Source organism: Novosphingobium silvae (genome assembly GCF_009856825.1).
GTDB classification, from domain to species: domain Bacteria; phylum Pseudomonadota; class Alphaproteobacteria; order Sphingomonadales; family Sphingomonadaceae; genus Novosphingobium; species Novosphingobium silvae.
The window spans coordinates 77113-91848 of record NZ_WVTD01000012.1 but is presented as its reverse complement, the minus strand read 5'-3'; the positions used below and the strand labels follow the sequence as shown (position 1 = coordinate 91848).

The window sequence follows — 14736 nt, the reverse complement described above, 5'->3', positions numbered from 1 at the left end:
ATAGCTTTCGGCAAGTTTACGGTGCCACAATCCCGCATCAGAAAGCGTCCGCTTCCAGAAGCTCTGAATGCATCGGCTAAGCCGATAGTTGGCGAATTCTGCCGACCGTGCCGACGTTGGCTCCGCAAGGAAAACGAGCGGTTTTCTCGCGGTCTGACAATGCCGGTCCCGGCAATCCGAAAAGAGCAAGAAAACCCGTTGTGAAAACCAGCGCCATCTTGCACCATGCCGGTAGTCTTTTCTGGCGGGGTACGCATTGCTCATTGGCTATATCCGAGTGTCCAAGTCGGACGGCACGCAAACGCTGGAGCCGCAGCGCGACGCGCTGTTCGCGGCCGGCATTGATCCGTCGCGCATCTATGAGGATATGGCATCGGGTCGCCACGATGCGCGGCCTGGCCTGACCGCCTGCCTGAAGGCGCTTCAGCCGGGCAACACGCTCGTCATCTGGAAGCTGGACCGCCTCGGCCGCGATCTGCGCCATCTGGTGACGACGGCGGAGGATCTCCGGTCGCGCGGGATCGGGTTGAAGGTGCTGGCAGGTGCCGGCGCGCAGATCGACACGACGTCTGCCAATGGCCGTCTCGCTTTCGGCATCTTCGCGGCGTTCGCCGAGTTCGAGCGCGAGTTGATCGCCGAGCGTACCCATGCCGGCCTTGCTGCGGCGCGCGCGCGCGGTCGCATGGGCGGTCGGCCGCGCAAGATGAACCGGGCGACGCTGACGATGGCGATGGCGGCGATGTCCGATCGAGGTGTCGTCGCGGCTGATGTCGCTAAGCGGCTCGGGATCACGACCACGACCCTGTATGTCTATGTCAACGGCGACGGCACCCCCAAGGCGCCGGGGCAGGCGTTGCTCGATGCGGGTCCCACTCGGCAACCGCAAAGCCAGGCTGCATAATGAGCGCGGGCGTCACGGTCCCCATCGAGGCGATCGTGACGCTCCGACGTCGTTTGGCGGCATTGCCAGCAAGGCATCCCGAGCGGCAGCCGCTGATGACATCGACCGCCGAACTCTACGACATCAGCCGCGCTACGCTCTACCGGCTGTTGCGCGGCGAGCGAAGGCCGAAGGACGCACACCGTGCCGATCGTGGCCTGTCGCGCACCATGCCTGCCGGCGAGATCGAATGGTGGTGTGAGGTCGTTGCGGCGATGAAGAGCCGCACGACCAACCGTCAAGGCCGTCGTCTCTCGACGAAGCGTATCCTCGAAATCGTCACCGAACACGGTGTCGAGACCCCCGATCGCGGTCTGGTGAAGCTGCCGGCAGGTCGGTTGGCTGCCTCGACACTCAACCGGCACATGCGGCAACGGGGATACGACACCGAGCGGATGACGCGCGAGCCGGCTGCGGTGCGCTATCAGGCCGAACGCGCCAACATGCTCTGGCATTTCGACATGAGCCCGTCGGATCTCAAGCAGTTGAAGGCCCCGACCTGGATCGATCCCGATCGTAATGGCGCGCCTACGTTGATGCTGTTCTCGGTGGTCGATGACCGGTCGGGCGTCGTCTACCAGGAATATGCGCTCGTCTATGGGGAGGATGCCGAGGCGGCGCTGCGCTTCCTGTTCCGTGCGATGGCACCAAAGGAGGACAATCCGTTTGGAGGTATTCCGGAGAACATCCAGCTCGATGGCGGCCCGGTCGGCAAATCGAGCGTGTTCAAGCGGGTCATGGAATGTCTCGGGATTACCGTCACTCCGCACATGCCAGCAGGGTCGGACGGACGCCGCACGACCGCGCGCGCCAAGGGGAAAGTCGAGCGCCCGTTCCGCACTGTCAAGGAAGCGCACGAGACGCTGTACCACTTTCACGAACCCGCCAGCGAGGAGGAGGCCAATCGCTGGCTGGCGCGCTACATCGCCACCTACAACAGCGGCGACCATCGTCGCGAGCCGCATTCTCGGATCGACGACTGGCTCGGCCACCTGCCCGATGGCGGCATTTGCGCCATGTGCAGTTGGGAGCGCTATTGCGCATTCGCGCGCGAGCCAGAGCGCCGCAAGGTCGGCCTCGACTGCCGGCTGACCGTCGCCGGCGTTACCTATGAGGTCACGTCCGAAGTGGCCGGCGAAACGGTTGTCGTCTGGTGGGGGCTGTTCGACCAGGAGCTATGGGTCGAGCATGGCGATGACCGATACGGCCCGTTCGATCCGGTCGGAGGGCCGGTGCCGCTGCATCGCTATCGCAAGCACCGCAAGAGCCGGCGCGAGGTCCGCGCGGATCGCGTCGATGCGCTGGCGACGAAGATCGGAATCCCTCGCTCGGTCTTGACGGGCGAGGACGACATCGTGGTGATCGGTCGCAAGCCCACCGATGGGATCGCACCTGTGCCGGCCCGGCCATTCGCCGATCCAGATCCGTTCGCCGAACTCACCTTCGCCACGCCGCTCAAGGCACGCTTCGCCATATCCGAGGAACTGCGCCTGCCGCTTGGCGGCCTTTGCGAAGAGGACCGCGCCTTCATCGACGCGTTGCTCGCGCGCACGCTGTCCCGGCCCGAAGTGATGGATGAAATCCGCAGGCGATTCCCGCCCGGCCACAGACGGAGCGGCTGATGCAGACCGAGGTGATGCGCTATTACGGGCTGGCCCGGCCCCCGGTCGATCTCGGCTTCTTCGAGACCGAGCATCATGCCCAGCTTACCCATGATCTGAAGACCGCGATCACAGGTGGTCGCCTGATCGCGCTTACGGCCACCATCGGCTCGGGCAAGACCGTGCTGACGCGGCGACTGCGCGAAGAACTAGAGCGCGAGGGCCGTGTGATCGTCTCGCGCGCGCTCAGCCTGGAAAAGGCCAAGATATCGGTGCCGCTGCTGGTTGCAGCGCTGTTCTATGATCTTTCGTCTGAGAAGACCGTCTCGATCCCAAGCCAATCGGAACGGCGCGAACGCGATTTGCAGGAGCTGTTTCGCAAGGCCAAGCGACCGGTCGCGCTGTTCGTCGACGATGCCCACGACCTCCACCCAAAGACGCTGACCGCGCTCAAGCGCCTCGTTGAGCTTGTCACCGAGGGCGGCGGTCAACTGGCCGTGATCCTCGTCGGCCATCCGAAGCTGCGCAACGACCTGAAACGCCCGCTGATGGAGGAAATCGGCGACCGGACGACCGTGTTCGAGTTTGGCGGCCTGCGCGATCGGCAGCGCGACTATATCGACTGGGCGCTGCGCACCGCACTGTCGCCGGGGATAGAACCCGATGCCGTGCTGACCGAAGACGCCGCGATCCTGCTCGCCGCCAAGCTTAAGACACCGCTCCAGATCGGCCGCCATCTCGTGCGCGCGTTCGAAGCCGGGTTCGAGGCCAGCGTGAAACCGATCGATGCCGCTACCGTAGAGGGTGTGCTGTCACGCCAGATTGACGACCTCGAACCCCAGCTTACCCGCCACGGCTACGATACGAAGAGCCTGGCGGACCAGTTCGACGCCAAGCCGGCGGAGATACGGCAACTGCTCCGGGGCGGGCTTGATCCGGCTCGTGCGCGCGAGCTGACCGACGATATGCGCGCGGCAGGATTACCGCTTTGACCGCCGTGTCCGCGATCCCGCGCCGCTCGGTGAACATCTCGCGTCCGTCGCATCGAATGTGATTTGCGTCTCACCGAACGTGCGCCGGCTGATCGCCAGCGTCTCACATAATTCAAGCGCGAAAGCCCCCTCTATTGCAGTTCCGGGCGATCATCATTGCGAGCCGCTACAATTAGCGGCATCGCCGGCAATGCGAGACTGATCGCGTGCGGTCTCGACACGGCGTTCGGCTGCAACTGCCTCCACATAGAGCTGGGTGACCTGTAGCCTGATGTCCGCCTGTGTGATGGCCGAGACGAGCAGAGCCCGATTGGTCTGAGCATTAGCGACCGCAATGCGTGCCGAGCGCTTACCGCCCAGCTCGATCGGGATTGCGACACTGACCGTCGATTCGGCACTGCCAACGCCGCTATACGGTCCGCTCCCCGCGATGTTCTCTACTTGGGTCTGCACGGTCGGGTTGGGTCGAAGGCCAGCGACGGTACGAGCGGCACGCGCCGCCTCGACATTGGCCTGTGCAGCTTCTGCCGCCGGCGCACTGCCGCCAGCAGCGGCAACCGCCTGGTCAAGGGTGTAGGGTAACGCCCCTGCTACCGCAGCAGGCGTTTCCTGTGCCTGCGCCACAGCGACGCAGGACACGGCAGCCAGCAAGGCTGCAATGGATCGGAACATGAAAGGGAATCCTGAACACGAGGCATGGATGACCACTGGCCCGAATTCAGGCGCAGCAATCCGCTATGGCTCTGTCAGGCTATCGGCGGGCGCAGGTTAGGGCCGATGGCCCAGCGCTTGGAGGATATAGGTTGAGGGATGACCACCGGAGCGGTCAGTGCCAGAGAGATCATGTCGCTATTGGCAAGGGTCGGCACGAACGCTGACGAACCATGGCAGCCGCCGTGATGGTGCGGCATCGCCTTGTCGGTATCGCCTTGCGTCTGATCCATGTCGCCATCGCTATGCACATAGCCCGAACATTCGATGGTCGGAGCGCTGGGAACTTCCAGAGCATGCACAAGCGTCGTCGTCAGCATGGACAACGACAGCAGGCAGAGAAGGAAACGTCCTAAGCGGCGCATGGCGAGGTACATAATCGGCTTTCCCAAGGATGTCATCCGAGAACCTAAATCTTCAACGAACCATGATCGCCGTTAATGTTATTCCGTATCATCACTTCGTCTTGTAATGCGCATCTTAAAGATCGCACCTTATTTAAGACAACGGAAACGAGCACTGAATTCATATGACAGAAAAATGACTATATCTTTTGTCATGGCTTGAAACAGAGCATTAGTTCTTTGCCCTATTAGCTCACACGTGACGAGGTTGGGCACAGCGTCTGGCGTGAGAACTTCGAACGGAACAACCTGTAGTCCGCCCCGGGTTGTTCGAGGGAAGCCGTCGCCCCCGCTCTGGGGCGGCAGGGGCGACGGGACCGAGCGGGGGGCTCGGATCGGTTAGTGGGCGTGAGCGTGCTTTCCGGCACCCCCGCCACATGTGGACTTCTTGGCGGAGCCGTGACCATGGTCGTGGCCACTATGATCGTGGCTGGCTTTGTTCGGCGCAGCAGCAGTCCGTTCGGGCGAAAGGCTGCAACTGTCCGAGCCGCTCCAATCCACGGCAACCGTGGGGTGCTCGATCTCAAAGCGATCAATAAGCTGCCGCTCGACGGCCTGTACGACCGTGCGAGGATCCGAACCTTCGGCGAGACGGACGTGCATGGTTGCAAGGGTCCGCCCCGAGGTGATCGACCATACGTGGATGTGACTGAGCGACGCAACGCCCGGCACCGTGTCCTGGATATGGTGCTCGATCTCTTCAGCCGAAACGCCATCCGGCGCGCCTTCCAGCAGAATGTGCAGCGACTTGCCGAGGAGCTTCCAGGCACTGCGCAGGACCAGAAGCGAGACCACCACGGAGAGGATGGGATCGATAGGCGTCCAGGCAGTGAAATAGATGACCACGGCAGCGGCTACAGCGCCCACGGAACCCAGCAGATCGCCCATGACGTGGAGCGCTGCGCCCTTGATGTTGACGTGCTCGCTATCGCCACGCGTGAGGATCCAGAAGACAAGAATGTTCACCAGAAGCCCAGCGATCGCGACCCCGAACATCGGCGCGGCCATGACTGGCTGCGGCTGATTGAAACGCTCCCAGGCTTCATAGACGATAAAGGCGACGATCGCGAACAAAGTGACGGCGTTGATAAGGCCGGCGACGACCTCAAAACGCAGGTAGCCGAAGGTGCGCTTGGCGTCGGGCGAGCGCTGCCCGAAGCGGAACGCGGCGTATGCAAGAGCAAGCGCCGCCGCGTCCGTCATCATATGGCCGGCGTCCGCCAGCAGGGCCAGCGAGCCGGACCAGAGGCCGCCCACCACTTCGACGACCATGAAGGAGGCGATCAGACCGAACGAAAGGAGGACCTTACGTTCATTATCCTTGGTGATGGTCGGGGTGTGGGAATGGTCGTGATCATGACCATGGCCGTGACCATGGTCAGCGTGTGCGTGTGCTGACATGCGAGACTCGCGAATGAACAATGATGACGTATGAATACATGTTCATATGTCATGCGTCAACATCTTTGCGTCGGCCCGGCCATTTCAGTCTCCGACCGTCTCCCCCCTGAGCCGCTTCTCACCCTTCGGGCATCAGTAACGCACCGTGAGCGCAAGCATCGCGTTTCTCGGCTCGCCAAACAGGACCTGATTGAAGAAGCCGTTCACGACGGTGTAGCGACGATCGGTGAGGTTGTTGACCTTGAGGCTCAGGTCAGTCCGGGCCGACAGATCATAGCGCGCCATGAGGGACACGAGCGCATAGGGCACCTGACGCGTCCGAACCGGACCCATGGGGCTGGCGGCGGACTCGAAAGAGGCGCTGCGCCAGTTCACGCCTCCACCGACGGTCACCGCCCGCAGCGGTCCGGCAAATCGGTAGGTCGAGAAAATTCTCCCAGATGTCCGGGGAAGCTCAGCATTCAACCGGCCGCCGTCGGCGTTTTCTGCCACGAAATGGGCAAAGCCGGCATAGGTGTTCCAGCCGGGAAGGATTTCGCCCTGCAGATCGATTTCGACGCCCCGCGAAGTGGTCCCGTTTGCGGCGAAATACGCCTGCGTTCCATCCGGCAAGAGCTGGCCCGGGTCGATCTGGCCGACATTGTCTAGCCAGGATTTGAAGACCGCGATCGATGCACTGGCGCGGCCGCCGAAATAGCTCCCCTTGACCCCGAACTCGACGTTGCGCCCGTTTGTCGGCGCCAGCATCCTCTCGTCCCGGTCTCTGTTGGTCTGCGGATTGAAGATTTCTGTATAGCTGACATAGGCCGAATGGTGGGAATCGAGATCAAGCACGGCGCCCGCGTAAGGTGTGATCCTGCCACTTTTGGAGAATTCGAAGGATGTAAGCGCCGTCTGTTGTTCTAGATCGTAGAACGTCAACCGCGTGCCGACGATCACCTTGAGCCGATCAACGATGTCGAGCTTGGCGGCACCATAAAATGCCCCCTGCCGCGTAACGGTACGGGTCCGCGAGAACGGCCGAGCGTCAAAATCGGGCTCGGGATACGCGCCGGTCCAATCGAATATGCTTTCAAACGGCGTCGACGGTAGCACGAAGCCACTGCTGAATTCGTTGGCGACCCGCCTGTTCGCCATGACGCCGAACACCAGGTCATGCTTTCGTCCCAAGAGGCTGACAGGCCCTGATAGCGTCGCATCGATGCTGTTCTGCCGGCTGCGCGTGTAGCTCGCCAGGGCAAATGGCTGAAGGCCTTCGCCGGTCACGCGATCCGGATAGCCAAGCCCGGAAAACAAGCGCGCATCCGATGAGGAACGCTGATGCATGACAGCTGCGCGTGCGACCCACTGTCCTGCGAATTGGTGCTCAAGCGTCAAGAACGCCGAGTCCAGTGTATTGTCCCAACGGCTCCAGTCGGCCGTCATCGATTTGGATCGGGACCATCGCGTTGGAGTTCCGTCCGAGAACCAGAGCGGCATGCCACTCCAGGTCGTGCCTTCAGGACGGATCGCCTGATGGTCATAGCCGATGCTGATGAGCGTCCGGGGGCCAAGGTCTGCCTCGACAATGCCGTAGACGCTCCGCTTTGCCTGGCGATATCTGTCCACATGACCCTCGCGATCTTGCAGAATCCCGACCAGCCGGGCACGCACATGGCCATCGCGAGACAAGGGCGCCGAGATATCAGCCATGCCGCGAAAATTGTCCCACGATCCGGCGCTCAGCGTCGCAGAGGCTGCGAACTGGCGACCAGGCCGCTTACGTACCAGATTGATGGAAGCCGACGGATTGCCGGTGCCGGTCAGCAGGCCGGTTGCACCCCGCACGACCTCGAACCGCTCGAAGAAAGCTGTATCGAGAAAGCTCGCGCCACTGACGAACGCTGTTGGAATCCCATCATACTGGAAGCTGTCGATTGCAAACCCACGTGCGTAGAATGTGACGCGCTCGCTATCGAGGGTTCTCGAAGACAGGCCGGCCGTCGCTTCGAGGGCATTTTGAACCGAATTCAGCTGCTGATCATCGAGGTTCTCGCGCGTCATGACGGTGACGGCCTGTGGCGTTTCCCGCAGCGTCAGCGGTAGACGCGTAGCGGCAGTCACGACGGGGACAGTATAGATGGACGGCGATTGTCGCTCTCCCTGTCCGACGACGATAATCTCGTCCCGCCAGCCCGGCTGCTCGTCATTCGCGGCCCGCCCATCGGAAGTTGGAGACTGCGCTACGGCGGCCTGCGGCAAAAACGCTATGCCAGAAAATGCGCTGACGGCGCAAAGAAGGCGCGCGCGCCGACGCACGCCCCTTTGTGAGGGGCGGGTGAAGTATGGCATCGGGAAATCCTTGCTAGGTTTTCGTCACTCGGCTCAGCGCGCGAGTTGCCCCTCGAGGGTAGCGTGGTTGTAGTAGTCGCCAATCCAGACGATGCGTCCTTGCTCAACGCGAAAGAAGCTTGCTCCCCTGAAGGTGACCGGCCCCTGCTCTTTTACACCGCTCGGATGCGTCGCTTTGAATGTCCATTGGACGGCGACCTGATTGCCGGATGCGACTGGAGCCGCAAGCAGCGTGAGTCTGCGATCAGGCATCATTCCGCTGAGCAGCACCGGAACTTCGGTGACCGCATCAACGCCGGCCTTCACCGCCCCATTGCTTGTGTTGAAATACTCGACCGACGGCGCCAGCGTTGCCTTCAGGGCTGCTATGTCCCCGCTGTTCCAGGCATCGAAATAGCGCTGCACCACCGCGACGTCGGCATTGTTCACCGTCTGCGCTTTGGCCGAGACTGCGGAGAATGCCAGAAACAGCAGGCTGAGAAGCGCCGCCCAGAGAGGCCATGCGGAGTTTCTCGCGCCCGATACGGTGCCCAGGAGCAGCGGCGGGAATGTCATCGGATATGACGCTGGCCCGTTAAACGGCAACACGTTGCCCGGATCAGCGCACAGTGGATTGGATTGGCATTTGCACCTGTCGGTGGGGACAGGGGAACGAGGCGTGACGAAGCGCGGCATAGGGTCGCCCTCATGTGATTGATGATGGGAGAACGACGACCCCAGATCCGCCATTCATCCTAACATCCTATCTTTATCACGAATAGTTCGCAATAGCGCTGCGGCCCTGGCCCGCCATTTTTTTGTTCAGGCTATTTCGGTCTTGACCTTCCAACGATGGGAAGTGGCACGCCGTCGGTATGAGAGGAACCGCGATCATCGTCTGCGGCTCAGCGCTGCAGTTCGACATCTGCGCCCGATCAGCTGTTCTCAACGGCTTAGCGGTTCGCCCGGCTGACCCATTAGCTCGAGCGCTCCACCGCGAAGCGATAGCCAAATGAAGGGTATTCGACTTGAACAATCATGATCACATGCAGGACTGGAATGGATATCGCGACGTGCTGATGTCGCGCGTCGGCGAGTTTGCCAAGCTGAGCCCGGATTCGATGAAGGGCCTGATGATGGTTGAGCAGGGCGTGACCAAGTCCGGGTTACTTGACCCCAAAGTCATGGAATTGATCGCTCTGGCCGTGGCAGTCACGACCCGGTGCGACGGATGCATCTCGGTTCACGCCCAGAAAGCGATCTCCCTTGGCCTCACGCGCGAAGAGATTGCTCAGGCGATGGCTTTCACCATTTTTATGAATTCGGGCGCTGCGCTGACCTACACCGCTCGGGTCTTCGACGTCATCGACGCTTTGCCTGAAAACTGAACAGCAATCAGGGCTGGAGGCTTCAGGCCTTCAGCCCTGTTCCCCCACAGCATCAACGCACGGTGATGGCATGCCCGCAACCGCATTCAATTTCATGAGCAGTACCGGGGAGCAACTCTCTGGCCGGATCGAGCATCCTGCGACGACGCCGCGAGGCTGGGCCCTCTTCGCCCACTGCTTCACATGCGGGAAAGACAGCCTCGCCGCCGTCAGAATCTCACGGGCGTTGGCTCTGGCCGGTATAGGCGTCTTGCGCTTCGACTTCGCCGGGCTTGGCGGCAGCGCGGGTGAGTTCCGCGATTCGGGCTTTGCCTCCGATGTGGCGGACCTGGTTTGTGCAGCGAACGCAATGAGCGATGCTGAAATGCCGATCACGCTCCTTGTAGGACATAGTTTAGGCGGAGCGGCATGTCTGATGGCCGCGGTGGATATCCCGACCGTCCGCGCCGTGGCCACGATTGCCGCCCCTGCAGATGTAGCCCATATCCTCAGCACAATCGATCCAGAGTGTCTCACGCGCATCGAGCGCGATGGAAGCGCGCAGGTCAGCTTTGCTGACAGACCATTTGTCGTCGGTCGCAAGTTCGTCACGGATGCCCGCGCCCAGGCGCTGGAAGAGCGGATCGGAGCGCTGCAGCTTCCACTGCTTCTGCTACACGCCCCTGGCGACGACGTCGTAGGAATTAAGAACGCATCTCGCCTCTTTCAGGCCGCTAAGCACCCCAAGAGCTTTGTGTCACTGGATCAGGCCGACCATCTGTTGCGCGAGCGCGCGGACGCAGAATATGCAGCATCGGTTATCGCTGCCTGGGCTTCGCGCTACCTGCCGGCGACAGACTGGGACATTCGACCTGTCCAGCCCATGGCTGGGGTGACCGCGCATGAGACCGGCGCAGGAAGGTTCCAGGTTGCTATCCAGGCGGGGCGTCACCGGTTCCTTGCAGATGAACCCGTAGAGATGGGTGGTCTCGCGAGCGGGCCGACACCCTATGAGTTGGTCGCGGCAGGTCTGGCTGCCTGTACCGTTATCACGATGCGCCTCTATGCAAAGCGGGTGAACTTGCCACTGGATCAGGCTTTTGTGGCCGTCTCTCACAGTCGGGACAAGGATCGTACGCCGCAAGACCGCTTCAACCGGGATATCCGCCTCGTCGGGGACCTCACCGCCGAGCAGCGCGACAAGCTACTATCGATCGCCGACCGGTGCCCCGTTGATCTGACCCTCGTTCGCGGCTCCGACGTCGTCACCGAACTCGTTGAGACGCAAGACAAGTCCAGAGGGGGCGACAGCAATGGCTGAAGACGTTACCCGGCGAGTAGCCTTCACGGCTGCAGAAATCACAATGGTGCGACACGCTTCGAGCAGGCTCGGATGCAGCGAAGAGGCGTTCATCCGTACCGCCGTCACCGCAGCGGCAAGCGATATTTGCAGTGTCGACGGTTTGGCGGATCCTCAGTTTGACGAAGAGCCGGACGGCGCGACCGGGGTCAGAGCGGGCTGACCCTCAGGCTGCCGGCTAGTTCGATACGAGTAGTCGGGCAGCCAGAAACTGAGCTTCTTGTTGCGTCTCGGCAGCCGTCTGGGGTGCGCCAAAGGCATGTTCGAGGTGCGGGAACACCTTCTCAAGGTCGGCGCGCTGAACCGCATCGGGCTCGACGATAATCAACGAGAGACACAGCTTCGCCATCGTTTCACGATTGGCTTTCAACCACAGGGTCCGCGCAGTGCGATCCTCAAACGGTTCGTCTCCGGTCGGCGACGGGTAGATGAGCACGAAGCGCCGCCCATCTCGCACGAGCCTCTCCATCTCGAAACACCACTGGGGAGAAAGGCCGGACGTATCCAGCGGTCTGGCTAAACGGACGATCGGAAAATCGCTCACATCGTGGATCGTAAAATCTTCGGTGTTCATTCTGTCCTCGAGCTGACGGGCTGCTGAGGCCGTCCAGAAAGTTGCGTCTGGATGACCGCCCGGAGAGGCGGCCATCCTTGGTTGCGGCGATGGAGTTCGTTAGAAATGGTATCCCACACCAGCGAGAACCTGGTGCCGGTCGAACTTCTGACCGTTGCTTCCCAGATCGCTGTAGCGATACTCGAGCCGGGCCGAGACCTTATCGAGCAAGGCGCGTTCGACGCCGCCGCCAACAGTCCAGCCATCGAACGTCTCTCGGTTGCTCACCACGCCGGACGCGCTCGGAATACGGACCTTGGCGCGCATGTTCTCATACCCGCCGCGTGCATAGATCAACGTCTTTCCGCCGATGAGATATCCGGCTCGTGCCGAAAGGTCGAAGGAATAGTCGGGGTTGATAGATACGCCATTACGCCGGATATCGTCGCTGGCTCCGACGTTGAAGCTTCCCTCGAGGCCCAGCACGATATTGGGCGTCACGGTCTGATTATAGCCCACGAACGCGCCGCCGATGAAGCTGTCCTTCTCGTCGTTGATCGTAGCGATGCCGGCATCGGTCCGGGGAGCATCGACGCTGTCCCGATTCCAGCCCGCTTGCGCGCCGATGTAGGGCCCCTGGAAAACCTGTGCCGAGGCGGGGACTGCACCCAGCGCGACGACCCCAACCAAGCCAATTGCGACCAACTTGAACATGACGATTTCCTTGCTTCCTGAACATTTCTAGCGCGCCCCGCGATGGTCCGATGTTGAACCGCCGGCGCGCGCGGGTCAGACGGGTTCGGTGCATGAACCAGGGCTCATGCACGCAGTGGCTGGGGTCGCTGCGGCCGATACGCGCGTCTTCACGTCCACAACTGGGCTGGGGCCCGCTTGGGTCACTGAAGAACGACGCGATGCATTACCGGGCAGCAAGCCCAAAAGTCTCTGTCCAGGACCCGGACCGGAGCGTTCCGCGCTACCTGTCCAGAGCCGGGAAGCAGCTCCTATTTCGAGGATATAGGGAGGGGATCGCCGAAGATAATTTCTAAGATGGCAATAGAATTAATAACAATTTCGCATTAATCATAGTGCCCGAAAAAGTGGACAAACGATGGCGACACTGGATCTCAAGGCGCTGCGACATTTCGTGAGTGTGGCGGAATCGCTGAGCTTTGCCCGCGCCGCGGAGCGCCTTGGCACGTCCCAGCCCGTCGTGACCCGCACCGTTGCGCAACTCGAGCACAATCTCGGAGCCAAGCTGTTCGAGCGTACCACGCGCCGTGTCGCTTTAACGCCTGCAGGGGTTGTCCTTTTGAAGGCGGCAAGGCCCCTCCTTGGACAAGCCGAAGCGCTCCAGAGGACGATCAGACATGCCGTGGCCGTTGAGAGCGGGCGCCTGTCTATCGGTACAACGAAGATCGCGATGCAGACCGTAGCGCCTGCCTATATACGTCGGTTCACGCAGATTCGCCCGGACATCGAACTTGTGGTCCAGGAATTCTCCACATCCGCCCAGATCGAAGCATTGCTCTCGGCGGAGATCGACGTCGGGTTCGTCCTGCTTCCTGCGTCTCACTCCGGCCTGACGATCGAGCCAATCCACAGCGAACGGATGATGCTGGCCGTATCCGACGGTCATCCATGCGCCGATTTCGGTCTCGCCTCGCCCTTGCCGCTGTCGGCTTTCGCCCATGATCGCTTCATCGTGCCCCATAACCAGGGCAATTCCGCGAACCATGACGAGATGGTCTCGATCTGCAGGCAGGCCGGTTTTCGTCCCAAGACGCTTGAGAGCTGCGACGATCAGACCTGCATGGGTCTCGTGCGAGCAGGCATGGGCGTGCTGTTCGCGCCTATGGCCACGCAGCCGGTTTCTACTGAAGGGATAAAGCTGATCGAAATCGAGGATCCTGTCCCGACGCTTCAGATCGGACTGGCCTGGCGCAAAGACGATCCTTCAGTCTCCCTCCAACTTTTTCGCGACCAGACGCGGCAAGTTGAAGCGCCATTGGACGACCCGACTTCTGCATGAAGCCGGCGTTTTCGCGCCGCGACAGGCTCGCAAGATCGTCCAAACCTTGAGCGATCGGCCCGTGGCCGATCGATGCCGGGTTCACAGGACGCAACCCCACAAAAGGAACCAAAACCGGCCTTGTGTTATTTAACAGATACCCCTGCGGGGTAGGGGTAGGGAGAGGCTCGATCTGCGGCCGACGGCCCGAACCGCCCCGGAGTGCGAGTCAGGCACCGATCACGGGTGCAGGGAACCGAGAGGATGCAGGCATGACGGACCGAAAAACCGCAGAAATTTATCGTATGGTCATGGCCACTCATACCTGCCCTTACGGTCTGAAGGCGCTCGATTTGCTGAAGCGCAAGGGTTACGCTGTCGATGATCGCCACCTCACCACCCGCGAGGAAACGGACGCCTTCAAGGCGCAGCATCATGTCGAGACCACGCCGCAGGTCTTCATCAAGGAGAAGCGCGTCGGCGGGTATGATGATCTGCGCCGATTTTTCGGACTGACGGTGCGCGACAAGAACGCGGTGACCTATCGGCCAGTCATCGCTTTGTTCGCGATGGCCGCAGCGATGGCGCTTGCCGCAAGCTGGGCCGCCTATGGCGCGATGGCGACAGTTGCCGCTGCAGAGTGGTTTATCGCTATCGCCATGTGCCTGCTGGCCCTCCAGAAACTGAAGGACGTCGACAGCTTCGCGACGATGTTCCTGAATTATGACCTCCTCGCCAAACGATGGGTACCGTATGCCTACGCATACCCCTTCGCCGAAGGGCTCGCCGGCGTCCTGATGATGTCCGGCGCGCTGATGTGGCTTTCGATACCCGTGGCGGCCTTCATCGGCACGATCGGGGCAGCATCGGTCTTCAAGGCGGTTTATATCGACAAGCGCGAGCTCAAATGCGCCTGTGTGGGCGGTGACAGCAATGTCCCCCTCGGGTTCGTCTCCCTCACCGAGAACGTCATGATGGTCGCAATGGCCGTCTGGATGCTGATGAAGCCAATGGGGCTCGGGCTCGGCCACTGAGGGCAACATCGCCACGCGCCCTTTGAGCATTTGACAGGTGCGTCGGCCCGCC

At 61.4% G+C, this 14736-nt stretch carries 14 protein-coding genes and 1 pseudogene; 8 read left to right on the top strand and 7 right to left on the bottom strand.

The genetic code is table 11. The features are described from left to right. Positions 1-256: 256 nt before the first annotated feature. From GR702_RS15355 to GR702_RS15345, 3 genes are read left to right on the top strand one after another with little or no spacing between them, the layout of a single operon-like run. Positions 257-901, top strand: coding sequence for a recombinase family protein (locus GR702_RS15355; protein WP_037519505.1), 645 nt, complete (start codon positions 257-259; stop codon positions 899-901). Continuing rightward, complete coding sequence (locus GR702_RS15350) at positions 901-2562, top strand: integrase (protein ID WP_048939568.1); 1662 nt, start codon at positions 901-903, stop codon at positions 2560-2562. The genes GR702_RS15355 and GR702_RS15350 overlap by 1 nt, the downstream gene beginning before the upstream one ends. Beyond that, positions 2562-3533, top strand: coding sequence for an ExeA family protein (locus GR702_RS15345; RefSeq protein ID WP_008830441.1), 972 nt, complete (start codon positions 2562-2564; stop codon positions 3531-3533). The genes GR702_RS15350 and GR702_RS15345 overlap by 1 nt, the downstream gene beginning before the upstream one ends. Before the next feature lie 177 nt (positions 3534-3710). Here GR702_RS15345 and GR702_RS15340 read toward each other — a convergent pair. The 5 genes and pseudogenes from GR702_RS15340 to GR702_RS15320 all read right to left on the bottom strand — a co-directional run. Then, positions 3711-4205: pseudogene (locus GR702_RS15340) on the bottom strand (TolC family protein); the annotation flags it as partial. 74 nt (positions 4206-4279) lie between these two features. Next, positions 4280-4621: a hypothetical protein gene (locus GR702_RS15335; RefSeq protein ID WP_234415797.1), complete on the bottom strand. Its 342-nt coding sequence runs from the start codon at positions 4619-4621 to the stop codon at positions 4280-4282. Between the two features lie 366 nt (positions 4622-4987). Continuing rightward, on the bottom strand, positions 4988-6049 hold the full coding sequence (locus tag GR702_RS15330; RefSeq protein ID WP_037445065.1) for a cation diffusion facilitator family transporter: 1062 nt from the start codon (positions 6047-6049) through the stop codon (positions 4988-4990). Between the two features lie 132 nt (positions 6050-6181). Continuing rightward, complete coding sequence (locus GR702_RS15325) at positions 6182-8380, bottom strand: TonB-dependent siderophore receptor (protein WP_234415798.1); 2199 nt, start codon at positions 8378-8380, stop codon at positions 6182-6184. A 33-nt stretch (positions 8381-8413) separates the two neighbouring features. Then, positions 8414-9109, bottom strand: a complete 696-nt coding sequence (locus GR702_RS15320) for a nuclear transport factor 2 family protein (RefSeq protein ID WP_080993746.1) — start codon at positions 9107-9109, stop codon at positions 8414-8416. A 278-nt stretch (positions 9110-9387) separates the two neighbouring features. Here GR702_RS15320 and GR702_RS15315 point away from each other — a divergent pair, with 278 nt between their 5' ends. The 3 genes from GR702_RS15315 to GR702_RS15305 all read left to right on the top strand — a co-directional run bounded on the left by GR702_RS15315 (position 9388) and on the right by GR702_RS15305 (position 11249). Continuing rightward, positions 9388-9747, top strand: a complete 360-nt coding sequence (locus tag GR702_RS15315) for a carboxymuconolactone decarboxylase family protein (RefSeq protein WP_235181762.1) — start codon at positions 9388-9390, stop codon at positions 9745-9747. A 70-nt stretch (positions 9748-9817) separates the two neighbouring features. After that, positions 9818-11047 carry a bifunctional alpha/beta hydrolase/OsmC family protein gene (locus GR702_RS15310; protein ID WP_037445064.1) on the top strand — a complete coding sequence of 410 codons (1230 nt, stop codon included), beginning with the start codon at positions 9818-9820 and terminating at the stop codon, positions 11045-11047. Continuing rightward, a complete protein-coding gene (locus GR702_RS15305) occupies positions 11040-11249 on the top strand; it encodes a hypothetical protein (protein WP_037445063.1) in 210 nt (69 codons plus the stop codon). The genes GR702_RS15310 and GR702_RS15305 overlap by 8 nt, the downstream gene beginning before the upstream one ends. Before the next feature lie 15 nt (positions 11250-11264). On the opposite strand, the gene GR702_RS15300 is transcribed toward GR702_RS15305, so the two are convergent. Together GR702_RS15300 and GR702_RS15295 are read right to left on the bottom strand one after the other, a co-directional pair. Further along, positions 11265-11660 carry a hypothetical protein gene (locus tag GR702_RS15300; protein ID WP_037445062.1) on the bottom strand — a complete coding sequence of 132 codons (396 nt, stop codon included), beginning with the start codon at positions 11658-11660 and terminating at the stop codon, positions 11265-11267. A gap of 99 nt (positions 11661-11759) precedes the next feature. Further along, a complete protein-coding gene (locus GR702_RS15295; protein ID WP_052648637.1) occupies positions 11760-12353 on the bottom strand; it encodes an outer membrane protein in 594 nt (197 codons plus the stop codon). A 397-nt stretch (positions 12354-12750) separates the two neighbouring features. Here GR702_RS15295 and GR702_RS15290 point away from each other — a divergent pair, with 397 nt between their 5' ends. Together GR702_RS15290 and GR702_RS15285 are read left to right on the top strand one after the other, a co-directional pair. Beyond that, positions 12751-13671, top strand: coding sequence for a LysR family transcriptional regulator (locus GR702_RS15290; RefSeq protein WP_037445060.1), 921 nt, complete (start codon positions 12751-12753; stop codon positions 13669-13671). A 251-nt stretch (positions 13672-13922) separates the two neighbouring features. Next, complete coding sequence (locus GR702_RS15285; RefSeq protein WP_125961506.1) at positions 13923-14684, top strand: glutaredoxin family protein; 762 nt, start codon at positions 13923-13925, stop codon at positions 14682-14684. Positions 14685-14736: the final 52 nt, after the last annotated feature.

Bases quoted from the DNA above. Each gene is read 5' to 3' on its own strand.
- GR702_RS15350 (WP_048939568.1), top strand. From the start codon at position 901: ATGAGCGCGGGCGTCACGGTCCCCATCGAGGCGATCGTGACGCTCCGA.
- GR702_RS15345 (WP_008830441.1), top strand. From the start codon at position 2,562: ATGCAGACCGAGGTGATGCGCTATTACGGGCTGGCCCGGCCCCCGGTC.
- GR702_RS15335 (WP_234415797.1), bottom strand. From the start codon at position 4,621: ATGTACCTCGCCATGCGCCGCTTAGGACGTTTCCTTCTCTGCCTGCTG.
- GR702_RS15330 (WP_037445065.1), bottom strand. From the start codon at position 6,049: ATGTCAGCACACGCACACGCTGACCATGGTCACGGCCATGGTCATGAT.
- GR702_RS15325 (WP_234415798.1), bottom strand. From the start codon at position 8,380: ATGCCATACTTCACCCGCCCCTCACAAAGGGGCGTGCGTCGGCGCGCG.
- GR702_RS15320 (WP_080993746.1), bottom strand. From the start codon at position 9,109: ATGGCGGATCTGGGGTCGTCGTTCTCCCATCATCAATCACATGAGGGC.
- GR702_RS15310 (WP_037445064.1), top strand. From the start codon at position 9,818: ATGCCCGCAACCGCATTCAATTTCATGAGCAGTACCGGGGAGCAACTC.
- GR702_RS15305 (WP_037445063.1), top strand. From the start codon at position 11,040: ATGGCTGAAGACGTTACCCGGCGAGTAGCCTTCACGGCTGCAGAAATC.
- GR702_RS15300 (WP_037445062.1), bottom strand. From the start codon at position 11,660: ATGAACACCGAAGATTTTACGATCCACGATGTGAGCGATTTTCCGATC.
- GR702_RS15295 (WP_052648637.1), bottom strand. From the start codon at position 12,353: ATGTTCAAGTTGGTCGCAATTGGCTTGGTTGGGGTCGTCGCGCTGGGT.
- GR702_RS15290 (WP_037445060.1), top strand. From the start codon at position 12,751: ATGGCGACACTGGATCTCAAGGCGCTGCGACATTTCGTGAGTGTGGCG.
- GR702_RS15285 (WP_125961506.1), top strand. From the start codon at position 13,923: ATGACGGACCGAAAAACCGCAGAAATTTATCGTATGGTCATGGCCACT.